This is a genomic window from Streptomyces sp. 8L (assembly GCF_020176795.1).
GTDB lineage: Bacteria > Actinomycetota > Actinomycetes > Streptomycetales > Streptomycetaceae > Streptomyces.
This window is the reverse complement of record NZ_JAIUKE010000091.1, coordinates 1-20051: the sequence shown is the minus strand read 5'-3', so window position 1 is coordinate 20051 and position 20051 is coordinate 1. Positions and strand designations below refer to the sequence as shown.

At 74.4% G+C, this 20051-nt stretch carries 7 protein-coding genes; 3 read left to right on the top strand and 4 right to left on the bottom strand.

The genetic code is table 11. From position 1 onward, the window contains the following. Window positions 1-78: 78 nt before the first annotated feature. Window positions 79-1476, bottom strand: coding sequence for an FAD-binding oxidoreductase (locus LCE31_RS09635; protein ID WP_225013702.1), 1398 nt, complete (start codon window positions 1474-1476; stop codon window positions 79-81). A 199-nt stretch (window positions 1477-1675) separates the two neighbouring features. Between LCE31_RS09635 and LCE31_RS09630 the strand changes: the two genes are divergently transcribed. Further along, window positions 1676-2524, top strand: coding sequence for a class I fructose-bisphosphate aldolase (locus tag LCE31_RS09630; protein WP_225013701.1), 849 nt, complete (start codon window positions 1676-1678; stop codon window positions 2522-2524). Window positions 2525-2588: 64 nt separating this feature from the next. Next, window positions 2589-3617, top strand: coding sequence for a YhfZ family protein (locus tag LCE31_RS09625; protein ID WP_225013699.1), 1029 nt, complete (start codon window positions 2589-2591; stop codon window positions 3615-3617). Between the two features lie 138 nt (window positions 3618-3755). On the opposite strand, the gene LCE31_RS09620 is transcribed toward LCE31_RS09625, so the two are convergent. The 3 genes from LCE31_RS09620 to LCE31_RS09610 all read right to left on the bottom strand — a co-directional run bounded on the left by LCE31_RS09620 (window position 3756) and on the right by LCE31_RS09610 (window position 18980). Then, window positions 3756-4628 (bottom strand): TauD/TfdA dioxygenase family protein, encoded by an 873-nt coding sequence (locus LCE31_RS09620; protein ID WP_225013697.1) that lies wholly within the window; start codon window positions 4626-4628, stop codon window positions 3756-3758. A 193-nt stretch (window positions 4629-4821) separates the two neighbouring features. Next, a complete protein-coding gene (locus tag LCE31_RS09615; protein WP_374118447.1) occupies window positions 4822-14940 on the bottom strand; it encodes an amino acid adenylation domain-containing protein in 10119 nt (3372 codons plus the stop codon). Beyond that, entirely contained in the window at window positions 14937-18980 is a 4044-nt protein-coding gene (locus tag LCE31_RS09610; RefSeq protein ID WP_225013695.1) for a non-ribosomal peptide synthetase, read from the bottom strand. Before LCE31_RS09610 ends, LCE31_RS09615 begins: the two co-directional genes overlap by 4 nt. A gap of 512 nt (window positions 18981-19492) precedes the next feature. Here LCE31_RS09610 and LCE31_RS09605 point away from each other — a divergent pair. Beyond that, window positions 19493-19771 carry a hypothetical protein gene (locus tag LCE31_RS09605; RefSeq protein WP_225013693.1) on the top strand — a complete coding sequence of 93 codons (279 nt, stop codon included), beginning with the start codon at window positions 19493-19495 and terminating at the stop codon, window positions 19769-19771. Window positions 19772-20051: the final 280 nt, after the last annotated feature.

The window sequence follows — 20051 nt, the reverse complement described above, 5'->3', positions numbered from 1 at the left end:
GATTCGGGGCCGGAAGAAGGGCCGACGGCCCGCTGGGGCCGGGCGGGCGCGGGACGCCGCCGGCCGTCGCCCGGACGGTCACAGGCCCAGCTTGCCGGGGTTGAGCACACCGTTGGGGTCGAGGGCGTTCTTCAGCCGCCGCAGCAGGAGGTGGGAGGCGCCGAGGGAGCGCCGCGTGTACGGCGAGCGGGCGAGGCCGCCGCCGTGGTGGTGGGAGAGCTCGGCACCGAGGTCGAGTGCCACCCGCATCGCGGTCGCCCAGATCCGCTCAAGGCGTTCGACGGCCTCGGCGTCGTCGGCCGCGGTGCCGCGCAGGATGAGGTAGAGCGAGGTGCCCTGGGTGTAGACGTGGGAGAAGTGCGCGAGGACCTCGTCCGCGAGCGGCGCGAGTTCCCGGGTGAGGGCCTCGTAGAGGGGCATGATGCCGCGCCAGGTGTGGGCGACCTCGATGGTCTCGGCGTAGCCGCCCTCCTGGGCGAGCAGGTTCTCCACGGACGAGAAGTCGAAGCGCCGCGCCATCCACTTCTCCGCACCCTCCGGGCCCAGGGCGCGGCCACCGTGGGCGGTGACCAGGGCGTCGAGTTCCGCGGCCTCCGCGTGTGCCATGTTCTCGGTCCCCTGGGTCCCGGTGAACAGCACCGGGGCCGTGAGCGACCCGTCCTGGAGCGCGTGCCGCGCCTCGGCGGGGTCGTAGAGCCTGAGGAGGAACGGGCGCAGTCCCGCCGCGGCCTGCGCCCGCAGGATCGCCACGCCCGCCTCCACGGACGGCAGGGCGTACGTCTGGAGCAGCCGGGCCGCGGGGAGCGGGAAGACCTTGAGCGTCACGGAAGTGATCACGCCGAGGGTGCCCTCCGAGCCGAGGAAGAGCTGCCGCAGGTCGGGGCCCATCGCCGCGCGCGGCGACGCCTTCAGGCGCAGGGTTTCGCCGGTGGCGAGGATCACCGTGAAGCCGGTGACCAGGTCCTCTATGCCGCCGTAGTACGACGAGAACTGACCGGTCGCCAGGGTGGCGAGCCAGCCGCCGACGCTGGAGCGGTACAGGGACTGCGGCGAGTGGCCGAGCGTGAGGCCCCGCGCGTTGAGTTCGTCCTCCAGCGCCCCGCCGTTGTATCCGGCGCTCGCCCGCACCGTGAGGTCCTCCGTGTCCACCTCGAAGGCGTCGGGCAGCCCCGACAGGTCGAGGACGATGCCGCCCCTGACGGGCAGCGGCTGTCCTGTCACGGACGACGCGAGGCCCCGGACGGTGACCGGCACGTCGTGCGCGGCGGCGACGGCCAGCACCGTACGGATCTCCGCCTCGTCCGCCACCGCCACCACCGCGTCCGCGCGGTGTCCGTGGCGGCCGAGCCGGTCGAGTTTGGACGACAGCGGCCAGGAGTCGTGGCTCGACCGGTCGAGGCTCTCGTCGTCGGTGCGTACGGCGTCCGGCGAAAGGGCCCGCGACAGCGCGGACAGAGCGGAGGACAGGTCTGCCATGGGGGACTCCTGATGTCGAGTGGTGGTGTCGCGTGGTGTCGTGGGGCGCTGGGACGCAAGGAGCCGGGACGGCCCCGCGGCGGGGAGCTCGGGTCCAGCGCCGTTCGGCCGGGCCGGGAGCGGCTCGATTGACAGCCGCCTGGCGAGATCCTAGGCTCAAAATGCAATTCTCTGCAAGCTGCATATTGGAGATCCGATCGTGGATGCACGGACCGGCAAGAAGATTCGGCTCGGACGCCTGGTGCGCCCCGCCAGCGGGCGCGCGGTGGTCGTCGCCACCTCCCACGGCGTGACGGGCGGGCCGCCCGCCGGCCTGCGCACGACGGACGAGATCCGGTCCGTCTTCAGCACGCTGCGCGCGGCCGACGGCATCATGGTCACGCCCGGCATGGTCCCCCTCGTGGAGGACACGTTCACCGGCCGCGACAGGCCGGGACTCATCCTCCATCTGGACTGGAAGAACCACGCCAGAGGCGTCTACACCCCGGGCTCCGAGGGACGCTCGGAAGGGGTGCTCGCCCAGCTCGCGGACCTGGAGTCCGTCGCGGCGGCAGGCGTGGACGCCGTCATGACCTACCTCTACATCGGGCAGCGCGACAGCCGCCTCGAACGTGCCGAGGTCGAGCGCAACGCGCGCATCGCACGCGACTGCGAGCGTCTCGGCCTCGGCCTGATCATCGAACCGCGCTCCGCCCTGGAGGGCGACGACCCCCAGGCGCTCTCCGCCCGCGTCATGAGCACCTACTGCCGGATCTCCGCGGACATCGGCGCGGACCTCGTCAAGGCCCTGTGGCCCGGCTCCGCGGAGGCGTTCGCCGAGGTCGTGCAGAGCACGTACGTGCCGATCCTGCTCGCGGGCGGCAAGGGCGGAGACGACCGCCACGGCACCTTCACGCTCGCCGGGCAGGCCGTCGCCGCGGGCGGCGGCGGCGTGATGTTCGGCCGCCGGGTCTTCCGGGCCGACCGGCCGCAGGACGTGTTGTCGGGCCTCAACTCGATCGTCCATGATGGGGTGTCCGCCGACGACGCCGAGAAGGCGCTCGCCTGACGGACGCCCACGGCCGGGCACCGGCCCCCTGTTCGCAACGGAACCCGAAAGCGCCGCGTAACCGATGACAGCCACGACCTCCATGACCGACCGGACGGGCGCCGACCCGGTGGAGGTCATCGCCAAGGACGCGCTGCGGGTCGGCGCCGGGGGCAGGCTCCCGACGACGACGCACTACCAGGAGGTGCTCGGCGTCGGCTCGGGCACCGTCCAGAAAGCGCTGCGCCACCTGCGCTCCGAGGGTGCCCTCTCCCTCGTGGCGCGGGGGCACCAGGGCACGTTCGTCACCGCAGTGGACACTCCGCTGCTGTGGGCCGCCGCCCGGCTCGCCCCGGTCCACCTCCTGCTGCCGCCCAGCGCACCGCCCGAATCGCTCGGCGTGGCGCACGCGGTGGCACGCGCCTTCGCCCGCCTCGGCGCGCTCACCACCGTCGGCACCCTGCGCGGCGCCGAACCCCGGCTCGGCGCGCTGGGCGAAGGGCACGCCGACCTCACGCTCATGTCCGCGGGCGCGGCCGAGGACCTGCTGCCGGGCCCCCCGGCCCCCGGCGCCACGGGGGAACCTCCCCGGTACCGCGCCCTCACCCTGGAGACCGGCACCTACTACGCCCCCGGGAGCCTGGTCGTCGTCGGCCGTAAGGGCGATCCGCCCACCTCCGCGCGCGCGAGCCGCCCGCGCGTGGGGATCGACCCCCGCTCCGACGACCACCGCAGACTCACCCACGCCCAGTTCCCACCCGGCAGCGCCCGGTACGTGGAGACCGACTTCACCCACGTACCGCGCGCCGTCCTCCTCGGCGAGATCGACACCGGCGTCTGGCACACCGTCGACTCGCTCATCCCGCTGGACGCCGCAGGGCTCGCGGTCTCCCCTCTCAGCCGCCCCGAGTCACTCGCCCTGGCGGACGCCATCTCGCCGGCTGTCCTGGTGGCGGCCACCGGCAACATCCCCGGCATCCTCCTGGCGCGCGCCGCACAGCAGGGCGCACTCGACTCCCGCGGGAGCGAATCCGCCCCGCCCCAGGACTCGCTGCGCGTACGCCTCGACCCGGGCCCCGACGGCCCCGGCCCCGTGGCCGACCGGCAGCCGTGAGGGCGGAGGGACGGCGGCGGGTGGCATCGCCCCAGGAGCCCGGGGACGGCGGATCGCCTCGCCCCGCGCGCGCCGGGTCGGGGTATTGGCGCGGGCGGAAGCCCGCTCCGGCACGCACCGCACGGGCCCGGCGCGCGGTCAGCCCTTCAGCGGCCCACCGTTGATCGCGATGCGCTGCCCATAGCGCGTGAAGGGGTAGTAGTCGTACGTCGCGTGGTGCTGGACACAGCGGTTGTCCCAGAACACGAGTGTGTTCGGGGTCCAGCGCACGCGGCAGCTCAGCACGGGCCGGCGCGCGGTCACCGCGAACAACAGGTCGAGCAGCGCCCGGCTCTCCTCCTGGGACAGCTGCGGAATGCGCGTCGTGTAGGCGGGGTTGACGTACAGCAGCTTGCGGTCGGTCTCCGGGTGGCGCACCACCAGCGGGTGCTCGCTCCGCGGAGCCACGTACCCCTCGGGCGGTGTCTGGCCCTGGAACGCGGCGAGTCCGTCGTGGATCGCGGTGAGCCCGTCCAGCAGCGAGCGCAGTGCAGGCGACAGCATCTCGTAGGCCAGATGCATGTTGGCGAACAGTGTGTCACCGCCGCTGCCTGGCTCAGGAACCCGGGTGAGGTAGAGCATCGAACCGAGGGACGGTTCGGCGTCGGCTGAGCCGTCGGTGTGCCAGCCGTTGCCCGCCACATTGGCGGCCTCGGGGCTCGTGCTGATCTCCAGGACGTACGGGTCCCCCTCGGGCGGCGGGGGGTTGACGGGGCGCAGCTCGCCGAAGTGCGCGGCGAGGCGCCGGTGGTCCTGCTGGGTGATGACCTGGTCACGCAGCACCAGCACATGGTGGTCGAGGAACGCGGTTTTGAACTCCCGCAGTTGCTCCTCGGTCAGCTCGCGGGACAGGTCGAGCCCGGTGATCTCCGCCCCGATGACCGGGGTCAGCGGGGCGGCGCTCAGCGTGCGGTACTCGCGCGGGGGCCTGGTGGTGATGTGTTCGACAGCGTCGAGCTCGTAGCTCTCCATGCGATCCTCCGGTGTGTCGTCGCGGGTCTGCGGTCCGGCAGGGAGGTTCCTGCCGGGCCGGACGGTAACTGCTTTGGGGTAAAGCTCTGTTGCGCGGATGCTGTCTGTCGCGCGGGCTGTTGCGCGTTGCGTGGACCAGGCCCGCCGTGCGGCCCAGGCCCGGTGTGCGGGTCGCACCTGCGGGCCCTGCCTGTCAGGTGAGGGGTACACCCGGTGCGGACGTGCCCGGTAGGCGGGGCGTCGCACGGGCCAGGGACGCGTCGACCGCGGCGGCCACCGCCTGTGCGGGCGCGCCGCGCACGATGCCGTAGTGCGTGGTGTCCAGCGCCCGGCAGGTGGCGGACTCCGGCAGGTACGGCCGCCACAGCTCCTCCTGCTCGGAGACCGGCGGCGTCGACGGGAGTCCTGCCACGGGCTGCCGGGCCAGCCACAGCCGGGTGGCGGTGGTGGCCAGCGGGCGCACCCGGTGCTCCGCCATGCCGCGCAGGTTGGCGCGGCAGCACTGGGCGAGCCGTTCCGCGTAGGCACGGGCACCCGCGCCACCGCGCGCCGGTCCGTCTCCACCGCTCCCGTCCCGGCTCTCTGTGCCCTGGGCGAGTTCGGCCGCGAAGACCGCGCCCAACTCCTCCTCGTCGTAGCGCAGATGGAGCGGACCGGAGTCCGGCGGTGGCGGATCGATCAGGTCAAGGCCCGCGAAGGGGACGCCCTCCGACTCCGCGAGGCACGCCATTTCGAGAGCCACCCAGGCACCGAAGGACCACCCCGCCAGGTGCGGGCGCGCCCCGCCCCGGGGCAGCCGTGAACGCAGCGCCTCGTGATAGCGCGACGCACGCTCGGCGAGTGTCCAGGCGGGCGCCGCCGGGTCGCGCAGCGCCGGATCGGCTATCAGACACACCGTGGGGGCCGGACCGAGAGTCGCCACGAGCGAACGGTAGGCCTGGATGTCGCCCCCGACGGGATGGATGAGGCACAACACCTCGGGCGCGGTGCCCCGTTGCCACGTCTCCACCGAAACCGGGCCAGGCCGTGGCGCGGCCCCCGAGGAACCGGCGCCCGTGCCCGTGCGCGCACCCGGGCCGGACGCGAGGGCGGTGGCCTGCGTGGCACCCGCGTCCCGTGCGCCGTCCGCCGGGGCCTCCTGGCGCAGCTTCGCCAGGATCTCGGCGAGGGAGACCCGGTGGCTGAGCGAGGACAGTTCGAGTTCGACGTCGAAGTGGCGCTTCACCTCGCTGATGAGGTCCAGCATCGTCAGCGAGTCGGCCCCGAGGTCGTAGAGGGCGGCGTCCGGGTCGATCGCGTCGAGGCCCAGCAGATCGCGCAGCCATTCCTCCAGGAGCTCGGGCGCCGCGTCCGCCTGCGGTGGGCCGGCCGGACCGCCTCCCCGCGAGGGCGCGGAGAGGGCGCCGGTCCCGACGGCCGGGCATACGTGTTCCTCGCGGGGCGCGGCCCCGTCGTAGAACACACGCGACGCGTCCAGCTCCGTCGTGGACACCATCACCTGGGGCAGTTGCAGCGCGAACACCCGGTCCAGGACACGCGACGCCTCCGCCACGTCGAGCCCGTACGCGAGATGCGCCCGGTGCCGCGCGTCCGGGTTCGGCACGCGCAGCGCCATGCCCGTCTCGCGCCACACGTCCCAGTCGACCGTGAGCCGCACCGTCGTGTCGCCGTCGCCGCCCCGGTGATGGGCGAAGGCGTCGAGGAGACCCGCCGAGGCCGCGTAGTCGAACTGCCCGACCCCGCCGAGCAGCGCCGACATCGATGAGCAGTAGAGCACGGTGGCGGGCGCGAACCGGTTGACGATCCGCTCCGCGAGGAGCGCGCCCGCCAGCCGGGCGGCCGTCCCGGCGCGGGCCGCGGCGGCGTCGCGCCGTGTGATCAGCGCTCCGTCCGGTACTCCGGCTGCATGCACGACCCCGTCGAGCCGCCCCGTCACCCGCGCGAGGGCCGCCAGGATGCGGTCGGTGCCGGCATCACCGCCGATGCCGTCGCCGTTGCCGGTGTCGCCGCCCACGGCGCCCACGGCGCCCACGGCGCCGTCGGCTCCGTCGTCGCCGTTGCCGGTGTCCGTGCCGGTGAGGTCGGCCTCGACCAGCACGACGCGGTCGGCCCAGGGCCGCAGGGCGTCGGGCAGGAAGGGGCGGCGCGCGAGCAGCAGGACCCTGCCGGCCGTACGCTCAAGCAGCCATCGCGCCGCCGCCGTCCCGATCCCGCCGGTGCCGCCCAGGACGAGATGGTCTCCGGTACCGGCCGCCAGGCCGGGCCCGCCGGCCGCGCCCCCGGCGACCGGCACGGTCGTCGGCCGCCACCAGAAACCCTGGCGCAGGGCCAGATGGACGGGCGGCTCCGCGCTTCCGTCCTCGGTGGCAGCGGCTTCCGGTTCCGCGACGAGCGCCGCGAGCCGCTCGGCACTGTCCCCGAGGCCGGACGACGGCAGGTCCACCCAATGGCCGCGCGGGTGCCCCTCCTGTGCCGCGACCGCCGCCGCGCCCGCCAGGAGGCCCAGCTCCGGCCGGGTGACGGCACCGTCGACGGGACGGGCACCGTACGACAGCCACCACGGGCGTACCGGAGGGGTCCCCGGACGGCCCGCGAGTGCCTGGAGGAGGGCTGCGGGCGCGTCGAGGCACGCGCGCCGCGCGCGCTCCAGCGTGGCGGGACCGGGACGTCCGGCCACGGCCAGGGGCAGGGCGTGCAGCCAGTCGATTCCGGCGCTGCCGCCGTCCGCCACCGCGTCGATGAGCTGCCGCAGCGACACGGGGTCCACCGGGTCGACCTGGTACGTGCCGTCGCCGTGCCGCGCGAAAGCCGGCCCGGCCGCGGCGTGCACCACCCGCGTGTGACGCTCGGCGAACGGCCGCAGCGCGCCGGGCGGCAGCTCGTCCTCCGTCACAACGACAAGCAGCCGCGGGGACCGGGGCGCCGTACCTGCCAACGCGCGGCGCGACCGCACCCACTGCGGCTGGCGCAGCCAGTCGGTCTCCGGCAGCCGAAGCGGGCCGCCGGGCGCTCCCGGCGGTGCCGGGTGTGTTTCCGATGCAGCCGACGCCCCCGATGCCGCGAGTGTCCCCGATGCCGCCGGTGTCGCAAGTACTGCCGGTACCGCTGCTGCCGCGAACGGATCGGCGGTGGTCGCGGGGTGTGCGTCGGGTGCGGGATGTGAGCCGGGAGCGGCGGGCAGCCGGGCGAAGACGTGGTCGTGCAGATCGAACGCGGGCGGAGGGAAGTCCCAGGGTGCCTGCGCGGGTTCGTCGCCCCACTCGACCGTGCGGCCCCCCAGCCAGGCGTCCGCCAGTTCCCGTGCGTCCAGGCCCGCCGCCGCGACGGGCGGCAGTCCCGGCTCCACGGCCGTCCGGGTGGTTCCCCGCTCCGCTCCCGCGTCGGCCACTCCGGCCGTTTCGGCGCCCGTTCCGCCGTCCGTGTCCTCGCCCACGGTACGCAGCCACGCGACGGCGGCCGCGGCGTCGCCGCAGGGCGCGGCAGCGCGCCACCGCCGTGCCGGCCTGCCCGTCCGCAGGTGCCGTACAACCTGTGCGTAGGTGTCCGGCTCGGCCGCCAGATGGTCCGCGATCCGCCGCGCGTCGCCGCGCAGAGCCGCCATGCTGGCGCTCGACAGCACCAGGCAACCGGGTTGTCCGCCGGCCGTGCCGGACGGTTCGCCGGTGATGTCCTGTGCCCGCACCGGGTGCCCGTCCTCCAGTACCACGTGGGCGTTGGTGCCGCCGATGCCGAAGCTGCTGACCGACGCCACGCGGTCCCGTCCCGCGGGCCACGGCGTCGCGCGGGCCGGGATGTGGAACGGCGTGAGATCGTCGCCGAACGCCGGGTTGGGGGCGTTGAAGTCGACGGTCGGCGGGATGACACCGTGGTGCAGTGCGAGTGCGGCACGCACCAGCCCGACCACGCCGGCCGCCGCGCCCAGGTGGCCGATCTGGCTCTTGACCGACGAGAGTGCGCAACGGGCCGGCTCATCGGTCCCGAGCGCCTGCCGCAGCGCGGCCACCTCGATCGGATCGCCCAGCCTGGTGCCGGTGCCGTGCGCCTCCACGTACCCGATGTCGGCGCCGCTCCTGCCGCTCCTGCGCAACGCGTCCCTGATCACCGCACGCTGGCCGGAGATCGACGGCGCGCTGTAACTCATCTTGTCCGCGCCGTCGTTGTTGACCGCCGAGCCGGTCAGCACGGCATAGACGGTGTCGCCGTCGCGGCGCGCCGCGTCCAGCGGCTTCAGCACGACCACACCGGTCCCGCTGCCGCCCACGGTCCCCGCGGCGTCGTCGCTGAAAGGACGGCAGTGCCCGTCGGGCGAGAAGATGTGCTGCGGCCGGTAGCGGTAGCCGTCGGTGAGTTCGGCGTCCACCAGCACACCGCCGGCGAGCATCACCTCCGCGTCGCCCTGGCGCAGCATGCCCGCGGCCACGTGCACCGCCACGAGCGAACTGGAGCACGCCGACTGGGTGGTGAGCGCGGGTCCTGTCAGCCCGAGATGGAAGGCGGCCTTCGTCGCCAGGAAGTCCTTCTCGTGGTGCAGCGCCAGCTGAAAACCGTCCGGCAGCTGGGCGGGGTCCGCCTCACGCAGCATCGCCTGGAAGTACGTGTTTTCCCCGGCCCCGGCGACCAGGCCGACCCGCAGCCGGGACGTGTCCCCGATCCCCGCGTGGGCGAGGGCCTCGACACAGCCCATCAGGAGATGCCGCTGCTGGGGGTCCATCAGGCGGGCCTCCTGCGGGCTGATGCCGAAGTGGCCCGGATCGAAGGCGAACAGCCCGTCCAACTGGCTCCGCGCACCGACGAGTCCGTCGCGCGCCGTGAAGTACGTGATCCCGCGCCCGCCCCGCTCCGTCATCCGCCAGAAAGAGGCGAGGTCGGGTGCGCCGGGCAGACGGACCGCCATGCCGACGACGGCGATCGGCCCGCCCGGCACCGCTCGGGAGGCCGCCCCGGTCGGCACCGCCCCCTCAAGAGCCGGCACCTCCTGACCCGTCGGCTCCTGAGCCGTCGCGTCCTGAACTGCCCCAGCTGCTCCCTCTTTCCCTTGCTCTTCCGTCGCCCCGGCGTTCTCGCCCGCCGCCCGGCTGTCCAGGAAGTCGGCGAGCGCACCCACCGTGACATGCTCGAACAGGTCGACGACACTGAAGCGGAGCCCCAGCCGGGTCGTGCAGTGCAGGTGGAACCGCATCAGGTCGAGGCTCGACGCGCCCGCCGCGAAGAACGTCAGGCCGGGCTCGACGGCGTGCCCGGTCACCTCCAGGAACGCCGCCGTAAGCCGCTCCTCGACCGTTTCGCCCGCGGCCGGATGCGCCCCCGCGCCGGGTGCCTCGACCGCGCCGGGTGCGCCGGGCCCGGCCGGTACGTCCGGTACGTCCTGGACGGCCGTGGCCCGTGGCAGCTCCTCGCCCGGTGCCGTGAGCGCGGCGGTCCGGTCGAGCTTCCCGCTCGGTGTGCGGGGCAGCGCCACGAGGCTCCGGAACCGGTCCACCCGTACGAACGGCGGCAGCAGGGACGCCAGATGGGCGGTGAGGCCGGAGTGCGTCACCTCGCGGGACCGGTGCTCGTCACACTGCACGCAGCCCACCAGGCTCTCCCCGTCGCGCACCACGACCGCCGAGACGACACCGGGGTGGCGCAGCAGGGCCGCCTCGACCTGCCCCAGCTCAAGCCGGTGGCCGCTGAACTTGATCTGCGTGTCGTCGCGGCCGGCGAAGTGCAGCAGCCCCGCGGCGTCGAACCGGGCCCGGTCGCCGCTGCGGTAGAACAGCCCGAGCCCCGGAAGGTCCACGAACCGCTCCTCGTTGAGCGCGGGATCGCCCAGGTAGCAGCGGGAGACCATGGACCCGCCGATCAGGAGGTCGCCGGTGCAGCCGACGGGAACCGGCTCGCCCCCCTCGTCCACCACCCGCAGCACGGCGCCCGTCACCGGGCGTCCCACGGCGGGGCGCTCCGGCCAGCGGGCGGGGTCGCCGTCCAGCCGGAGCGCGCTGACGACGTGCGTCTCGGTCGGCCCGTAGTGGTTGAACAGCCGCGCCGCCGGCATGCCGGCGAACCACCGCCGGACAGCGTCGGTGCACACGAGTTGTTCGCCCGCGGTGACCACGTCCCGCAGCCGGGACGGATAGAGCCCCAGATGTACGGCGTGCTCCGCGAGCAACTGGAGTGCCACATAGGGAAGATGGAGACGCTGCGCCCCTGATGACTCCAACTGACGCAGCAGAGCGGGCGGGTCGTGCCGCAGAACCCGGTCGACGAGGTGCAGCGTCCCGCCGCCGCAGAGCGTGCCGAAGATCTCCTGGAAGGACACGTCGAAGGACAGCATCGAGAACTGCTGGGTGACGGCCGGTCCCGCGAGGCCCCCCAGCCCTTCCTGCCAGTGCAGCAGGTCGCACAGGGTCGCGTCGGCGACCTGTACGCCCTTCGGCGCCCCGGTCGAGCCGGAGGTGAACAGGGTGTACAGCGGCCTGGGGCCGCCGTCGCGCGGCGCCGGTGCGCGGAGGGCGGGCGGCTTCGCGTGTGCGTCCGCCGCCGAGAGGACGATCGGGTGGCGCGCGAACCCGCCGGCTCCCGCGACGGCGTCGAACGCCGCACCGCTCTCGGGCCCGAGCAGCACACACTGCGGCTCCGCCAGCTCCAGCACCTGCCGCAGCAGCGCCGTCGGATAGGCCGGGTCGAGGGGTACGGCGGTGACACCGAGGCGGGCCAGTGCCAACAGCGCCACCACGTGCTCGACCGACGGTTCACAGTACAGCGCGACACGGCACGGGCGCGGGTCGTCGGGCTCCGGCAACGGGAAGGCCGCGAGCAGCCGCGTGGCCAGCGCCCGCGCGTGACCGTCGAGTTCGGCGTAGGTCACGGTCCCGCCGCCGTGCGCGAGAGCAGGGGCCTGGGGCCGCAGCGCCACCTGGCGTGCGAACCCCTCCGCGACCGTGCGGTACGGGCCGGTGCGCGCCGGCTCCCCGGCGCCGTGGTCGGGCAGCGACCTGCGGTACGGGGCGACGAGCCCCGCCGGGGTGTCCGGCCCTTCTTGGGCCAGCAGATCGAGACCGCGTACGAAGAGGTCGGCCAGAGCCCGCGCCTGCGCCTCGCTGAAGTGGTCCTCCGCGTACTCCCACAGGCAGTCGAAGCTGTCCCCGTGCTCGACGAGCGACAGCGTCAGCGGGCACTTGGCCGCGGCAGGGGGCCGCCACAGGGGACGTGCGGAGCAGCCGCGCAGGTCGAGAGCACCGAAGTCGGTGTTCTCCAGGACGAAGAGGAAGTCGAACGGCGCGCCGCCCGCGGGCCTGCCGGGCGCCCCGTCCGCGGCGAGGACGTCGGCGAGCGCGACGTCCTCGCGGTCCAGCACCGCCCGGGCCGCCTCGGCGGTCCTGACGAGCTCGGCGCGCAGGCCCTCGCGGGGGGACACGGTCACGGGCAGCAGTACCGTGTTCGCGAACATGCCGACGCTGTGCTCGCACTCCGGCACAGCGCGGCCCGCCGTCGGAGAGGCCACCCGCAGCCGGGTCCTGCCGGTCACACCGTACGCACTCCACGCGAACACGCCGAGCAGCAACTGGAAGCGTGTGAGGCCCAGTTCGGCACAGAGCCGGTCCACCGTCGCACGGCGGACGGTATCGAGGGAGGCGGTCAGCAGCCGGACCCCGGAAGCGGCGGGGGAGTGGGCGGCCCGCAGGGGCTCGGCCGCACCGTCCGCCTCGTCGTAGTGCCGCAGCAGTTCGGCCAGTTGGCGCCGGTAGGCGGGGCGGGAGCGCCACTCGGCCTGCCAGCCCGCGTGGTCGAGCGGGGTGTACTCAGGACCGGCGTCGGGCGCGCCCGGGCCACCGTCCAGGTCCGCCGCGTAGTCCGCCGACAGATGCTCGAACAGCACACCGAGAGACCAGCCGTCCACGGCGATGTGATGCAGGTGCAGCAGCAGCACACCGCCACCCGCGCCCTGTCCGTCCTGTCCCGCGTCGCCGCTGTCCGGCAGCCAGCAGGCACGCAGCTTCCGGGGGGCCGCCAGATCGAAGCGCTCCGCGAAGAACCGGTCGGCGTAGGCGCCGGGGTCCTCCCTGTCCGGCGACGGTCCGAAGTCCGGTTCGCACCACGGGTCGTACAGTACTCCGACGACCTGGCGCAGCCCCTCGCTCCCGGCCTCGAACCCCGTGCGCAGGGCGACATGGCGTGCCACGAGGCGGCTGAGCGCCCGGCGCAGCGCGCCCGCGTCGACCGGGCCGTCGATCCGGAACGCCTGCCCCACGTGGTAGGCGGGGGAGTCCGGGTCGCGCTGGTGCAGCAGCCACAGCCGCTGCTGCTCACTGGTGGCGGGGCCGGAAGCCGCCCCCGCCGGGCGGCCGGGCACCGGGTAGGGCCGGTCGTCCGCGCGCTGTGTCTCCTCGGCATCGAGCGCCTCGGCGATCGCGGCGAAGTCCGCCCGCAGGACGAACGACGCCGGCAGATCCCTGCCGAAGCGGCGACGCGTCTCGAAGCGGAGGCGCAGCGCGCCCAGCGAGTCCCCGCCGACGGCCGTCCAGCGATCACCCGGCCGCAGATCCCGGACGCCCAGCAGCGAGCCGGCCAGCTCAAGCACCTCGCGGCAGCGGTCCGTCACCGTGGCGTCCGCCGCGACGGCCGCCCGCCAGGGCGATCCGCCGAGGGACAGCAGGGCCGCCTCGTCGACCTTGCCGTTCGCAGTGCGCGGCAGATCGCCCACCCGGTGGAGGTGGTGGGGGCGCATATAGGCGGGTAGCCGTAGGGCCAGATGCCGGTCGAAGTCCTCGAACGTCAGGCCCTCCTCGCACACCACGTACCCGAGCAGCTCCAGCGGCCCGCCCCGCCGGGGCGCGCGGGTCAACACATGGGCCCTGCGCACCAGGGGGTGGGTGAGGATCTGCCGCTCCACCTCGCCGGGCTCGATGCGAAACCCGCGTACCTTCACCTGCCGGTCGGCCCGTCCGACATAGCTGATGACACCGTTGTTGTCGGTGCGCACCAGATCGCCGGTGCGGTAGTGGCGGACGGGAGCGCCGCCGGGGCCCGGCAGGGTGACGAAGCGGCGCCGCGTCTCCTCCGGCAGGTCGCGGTACCCGGCCGCGAGCCCCTCGCCCGACAGGAGCAGCTCCGCCACCTCGCCCGGCGCTGCGGGCCTGGTGCCCCCGGGTGCCACGCACGCCACCCCGGTGCCCGGCAGCGGCCGGCCGATGGGCACGTTCTCCCCCTCGAAGTCGCGGGGGATCGGGTGGGAGAGTGCGAAGGTGGTCGACTCGGTCGGCCCGTACGCGTTGTGCAGGCGCGTCGTGGACGCCGTGTTGTGGCGGTACCAGCGGCGTACGGCACGGGGGTTGAGCGCCTCGCCGCCGATCAGCACGTCCCGGGCCCCGGCGAAGCACTCCGGGACGGTGTCGGCCACGGCGTGGAAGAGCGCGGACGTGACGAAGAGTATGTCCACCCGCTCGCGCTGGAGTGTGGCGGCGAGCCGGTGCGGGTCCTGGACGTCCTCATCACGGAGCACGACGCAGGTGCCGCCGGTCAGCAGGGGGGTCCACACCTCGAAACTGAGCGCGTCGAAGGCGGGGTTGGACAGGCAGGCGAAGCGGTCGCCGGGCCGCGGGTCCAGATAGCCGGGGCGGGCCAGGCGCAGGATGCCCGTATCCCGCACCTCGACTCCCTTGGGCAGGCCCGTCGTTCCCGACGTGTAGAAGAGAAAGGACACGCGCTCGTCGCCGGCCGGCTCTTCACCGAGTGGATCGCCGATGGGCGCACCGCGGCGGCCCGCACCGCCCTGGCCCTCGCATGCTCCGCCGTCCTGCGGGTCGGCCACAGCGTCACCGTGACCTCCGTCGGCCGTCAGGAGATCCTCCACCGCCAGCGGCAGGACCCCCTCGGGAAGGCCCTCGGGCGGTGTGTCGCCATGGACGACGGCGATCGCGCCGGAGTCCCCGAGGATGTGGCCGCGGCGGTGCGGCGGGCTCATGGTGTCGAGGGGGACGACACACGCCCCGGCCCGCAGGATGCCCAGCATGGCGCACACCAGGCGCCACGAGCGGGGCAGTGCCACCGCGACCGCCTGCCCGCCGCGCACCCCGTGCGCGCGCAGGGCGGCGGCGACGGTGGCCGCGGCGGCGTCGAGTGCGGCGTGGTCGAGCCGGTGGGCGCCGTCGATCACCGCGTCGGCGTCCGGCGTACGCAGGGCCTGGGCGTGGACGGCCCGGGCGAGCCGCCCCGGTGTGCCCATCGGCCCGGCCGGCACCGGAGCCTCTGCACGGGGGCGGCCCCCGTGGCTGTGGTGCTGGGCGCCGCCGTCGTCCGACGCGCGGGCCGCGGGTATGTCGGGTCGCATCATGCCTCCGTGGTGCGTGGCCCGGTCACGGCGGGCGTGTCGCGGGGCGGGACGGACATGCGCCCCAGTTCGTCCTCGATCAGCCGTGCCACGTGCGGCACTTCGTCGCTCTCCAGCAGGTCCCAGTGGCCGCAGGACACGGGCTCCACCAGGAGCCCGCCCCGGGGGCGGCGGCGCCAGAAGGCCCGCGCCGCCGCGCCGTCGTCCCCGTGCTCCGCGCCGTCCGCACCGCCCGTGTCGTCCGAAGCGGCCTGTACGAACACCAGGCGCGCCCGCGACGGCGGCACCTGGTAGTCCCGCGCCGTCATCCGGTTGTGGTTGTAGATCCGGAAGTACCGGTCCACCTGGTCGTCCTCGATGCCCGGGTACATCCCGTTGAAGCGCACCAGTTTCTCGCGGAACTCGGCCGCGTCGACCGGTGCGATGGACTCCAGCACCCCGGTGTCGTCCGTCGCGAACGTGTCGAGCAGGACGACGGACAGCCGGGTGTGCCCCGACGCCGCGAGGAGCCGCCCCATCTCGTGGGCGACGAGGCCGCCGTACGACAGCCCGCACAGCACCAGGGACTCGTCGGGACCCGGGGCGACGAGCTTCAGATACGCCTCGGCCATGGCCTCCACACTGGGCAGCGCCTCCTCACCCGGCTCGATGCCCGGCGACTGGATGCCGCTGACACCGATGTGCTCCGGCAGGGCGCTCGCCAACGACAGGTAGCAGAAGGCGGTGCCGCCCGCGGGATGCACGCACACCACCCGCCGCCGGCCGTCACCCGGGCGGAACTCGACCAGGCTCCCGGCCCGCGCGACCGGCGAAGAACCCCGGCGCAGCCGCGCGGCGAACGCCTCCAGAGTGGGATGGCGCAGCACGTCCTGGACGGGCACCCGTACTCCGAACTCCTCCCGCACGGCGTGCGTCATCTTGATCGCGGAGATCGAAGTGCCGCCGATGTCGAAGAAGTTGTCGCAGACGCCTATCGACGGATGCACCAGGACCCGGCTCCATATGCGGTGCAGCGCCATCTCGGTGTGATCGCGGGGGCTCGCGGTGTTGACCTGCCCGGGCGGTGCCGACGGCGCGAGGGCGAGCAGCGCGGCCCGGTCGAGCTTGCCGCTCCGGTTGACCGGCAGGCGCTCCAACTCCACGAAGACGGCCGGGATCATGTGGTCGGGCAGCGCGGGTGCCAGCGCCGCCCGCCAGCCGCCGGGCGGCGCGGCGCCGTCCCGGAGCGCGAGCCCGGCGACCAGCCGCGGCTCACCCGCCGCGTCCCGGTCGGGCAGCACCGCCGCCTCCCGCACGCCGGGCAGCCGCAGCAGCGCTGCCTCGACCTCGGCCGGCTCGATCCGGAAGCCGCGCAGTTTGACCTGGTCGTCCGCGCGGCCCGCGTACACCGCGCTGCCGTCCGGCAGCCACCTGGCCAAGTCGCCCGTACGGTAGATCCGTTCGCCCGGGCGGAAGGGGTCCGCGACGAAGCGCTCATCGGTCAGGCCGGGCCGGCGCAGATAGCCGAGGGCGAGCGACGCACCGCCGAGGAACACCTCGCCCACCACGCCGGGCGGCACGGGCCTGAGATGGGCGTCGAGGAGGTAGAGGCGCGTGCCGGGCAGCGGCTTGCCGATCGGGCAGGGCCGGTCCAGCGGCCGCGGTTCGGTGTGCGCGGTGCTGTACAGCGTCGCCTCGGTCGGGCCGTAGCCGAAGCAGATCCGCAGCCCCGGCAGCTGGTGGCACATCCGCGCCAGCGCCCGCTCCGGCAGGGACTCCACCCCGGTCAGCAGGCGGCGCAGGGACAGGCCCGCGAGCCGCTCGGCCGGCGCCTCGTCGATCCACCGGACGTACGCGGGAGGCAGGAACGCCTGGACGACGCGGTGCTCCCGCAGCCAGGCCATCAGCTCCTCGGGGTCGGTGCGCACGGTGTCGGGCACCAGGTGCAGCGCGGCGCCCGTGGTCAGCGGCATCAGGATCTCGTGGACGGACGCGTCGAACCCGATGCTGGACCAGGCGGACGCGGGCTGCCCCGGGAACGTGCCGAAGCGCTCGCACCACGTGAGAATCAGGTTCCTGACACTTCCATGGGTGACCGCGACCCCCTTCGGGCGGCCCGTCGAGCCCGAGGTGTAGATCACGTACGCCAGATCGGCGGGCCCCACCGCGACACCGGGAGCGTCGTCCGCAGGCCCCTCCGCCTCGACCTCGCGAAGCCGTGTCCACCCCTCGGGCGGCGCCGGCGCATCACTGAGGACGAGCGCGGGTACGGCGTCCTCGGCCATCATCCGCAACCGCTCCAGGGGCTGCCCCGGGTCCAGCGGCAGATACGCGGCGCCCGCCTTCAGGATGCCCAGCACGCCCACCACCAGCTCGGCGGACCTGCCCGTGTGCAGGCCGACCACCTCGCCGCGCCGCACACCGCGCGCCACGAGGGCGCCCGCCAGCCGGTTCGCGCGCCGCTCCAGCGCCGCGTAGTCCAGCGACGTACCGCCGCACACCAGGGCGGGGGCGGCAGGCCGTTGCCGTACCTGCTCCTCGAAGGCGGTGACCGCTCCGCCCGACCACGCGGCGGGGACGTCCGGCGCCGGGCCGCCGTCGCTCCACTCCGCCAGCAGGCGGCGCTCCTCCTCCGGCTCCAGCAGGGACGGCACGGCCGGGTCCCGCTCCGGGTCCTCCGCCAGCTGCGTCAGCAGCCGGGTGAAAAAGGCGGTGAGGCGCTCCGCCGTCGCGCGGTCGAACAGCGCCGTGGCGTAGTCCAGTTCGCCGGTGATCCGGCCGTCCACCTCGGCCAGCGCGAGTGCCAGGTCGAACTTGGCGGGCGCGTACGGCGCCGGGACGGGCGTCGTCTCCACGTCCGGCAGCCGGAGATGCCCGCCCAGTGGCGGCACCCAGGCGAACAGCGTCTGGAACAGGGGAGTGTGCCCGGCCCCGCGCGGTGGGTTCACCGCCTCGACGACACGCGAGAAGGGCAGGTCGACATGGTTCAGCCCGTCCCGCAGCGCTCCGCGCACCGCCCGCAGCAGCTCGGCCCCCGTACGCGAGGCGGCTACGTCGACGCGCAGGGCGAGGGTGTTCACGAAGAACCCCATGACGTTCTCAGCCCCGCGTCCTCTGCGGTTCGCCGTCGGTACCCCGACAACGATGTCGGTCTCCCCGCTCAGCCGCGCGAGCAGGACGTACCAGCCGGCCATGAGGACCGAGTAGAGGGACACCTGGTACTTCTCGGCCACCGTCTTCAGCTCACATGTCAGTTCCTCGCCGATCTCGACCCGTACCCGGCCGCCCCGGAAGTCCTGCACGGGCGGCCTCGGCCGATCGGACGGCAGCTCGATCAACGGCGGAGCCCCGGACAACTGCCGCCTCCAGTAGGCCTCGTGCGCGGCCGGACCCGCGTCACCCGACCGGGCCAGCCACGCGCGCTGGGCGCGCGCGTAGTCGGTGTAGCGGAGCCCCTGCGGTGCCGGCGGGCGGTCCTCCCCGAGCCGAAGGGCCTCGTAGAGTGCGCTGAGATCGGACAGCATGACGTTCTGGGACCAGCCGTCGAAGACGCTGTGATGCGCGGTCAGGACGAGGACGTGCTCCGCCGGCCCCAGCGCCAGCAGGCGTCCCCTGATGAGCGCCTCCGCCGCGAAGTCGAACGGTGTGGCACACTCCTCGCGCTGCACGGCGTCGAGCCGGGCCGCGGGGTCCCGGAGCGCCGAGAGGTCCTCCGCCGTCAGCCGGAAGCCGGTCCCGGGCGGGTCCACCACCTGCTCGGCCGTACCGTCCTCGGTCGGCACCAGCCGGGTGCGCATGATCTCGTGCCGGTCCACCAGCGCGTCGAACGCCGCGGCCAGCACAGCCGGGTCGAGCGGGCCGGTCAGCCGGAAGCCCATCTGCTCGTTGTACGCGACCCCGGCGCCGTCGGCCTGCGCCAGCGCCCAGAGCCGCTCCTGCCCGGCTGACAGCGGTGCGCGCGTGCGGTCGTCACCGGCTTGGGGACAGGAGGGCGCGGGCGAAGTCCCGTGCGGCCCGGGAGTGGTGGTGTCGGTGTCGTGGTGGGGGGTGTGCGGTACGGACAAGATCAGCCCTTTCCCCTGCGGTGCGCGATCCGGGAAGCGAGATCGGAATCCAGCGCACGCTCCGGTACGCGGTGGACGGCCGCGGGCCCTGCTGGAGCGCTGCCGCAACGGCATATCCACGAGCCCGTCTTCACGTGCTCATTCGCGCCAGGGGCCGCCGGAGCGGCATCGGACGGTCGGTCGGGTGACTGGCTCGTACGGACTGGGCCGTCGATTCCGTTTCTGCGTAGGCAACTTGAGAATCAAGGATCACTTCCGTTCACTTCCGTGTCAATGGCACTCTGAAGCGAGGGCGCGAGGCGCGAGGGCGCGAGGCCGGGCGCACGAGGGCGAAGAGGCGCCAAGGACTGCGGCAGGCCCCGCGATCATGTCCGACGGGGCTGTGCCGGACACGGCGGGTGGCGGATACAGCCGCCGACGGACACGGCCCGCGACGGACAAGGAGGCCGTCGGAGGCCGGGCCGTACGGCCGTCGGCCCGGATTGTCAGTGGCGGCTGCCATGCTGCGGTACATGTACGAGCCGAGACCGATACCCATCCCACGCCGGGTGTACGGGGCGGATCACGACGATCCCGACCCGGGCCCCCGCCCCGGCCGCTCCTACCGTGAACTGGTCGGCGGCCCGCTGGACGGCCTGCTGCTGGACGTCACGGGCTGGACCGCGGGCGCCCTGGCCGGCGAGGCGGCACTGCCCACCGAGATCGGGTCGTGCGGTGCGGGGGGCCGCTCCCTCTACCGGGCCCGTCCGGGCGAGCCCGCGAAGTGGGACTGGACCGGCGACGCGCCCTGACCGGGAGGGGCGGCGGAAGGGGCGTACGAGACGGCGTCGCGTGGCCCGACCCGCCGGAGCGCCAGGTGGCCCGGCCCGGTCCAGCCCCGAGTCCCGTTACGCCCGCACGGCCCGGCACGCGCGAACGGCCCCCGGGGGGGGGGGGGGGGGGGGGGGGGGGGGGGGGGGGGGGGGCGGGGGGGGGGCGCCCCGGCCGCCGGGCGCGCCCCCCCCCCCGGGCGCGCCGGGGGGGGGGCGCGGGGCGTACGCGCCGGCCGCGCTGCCGCACGTGCTGGCGGCC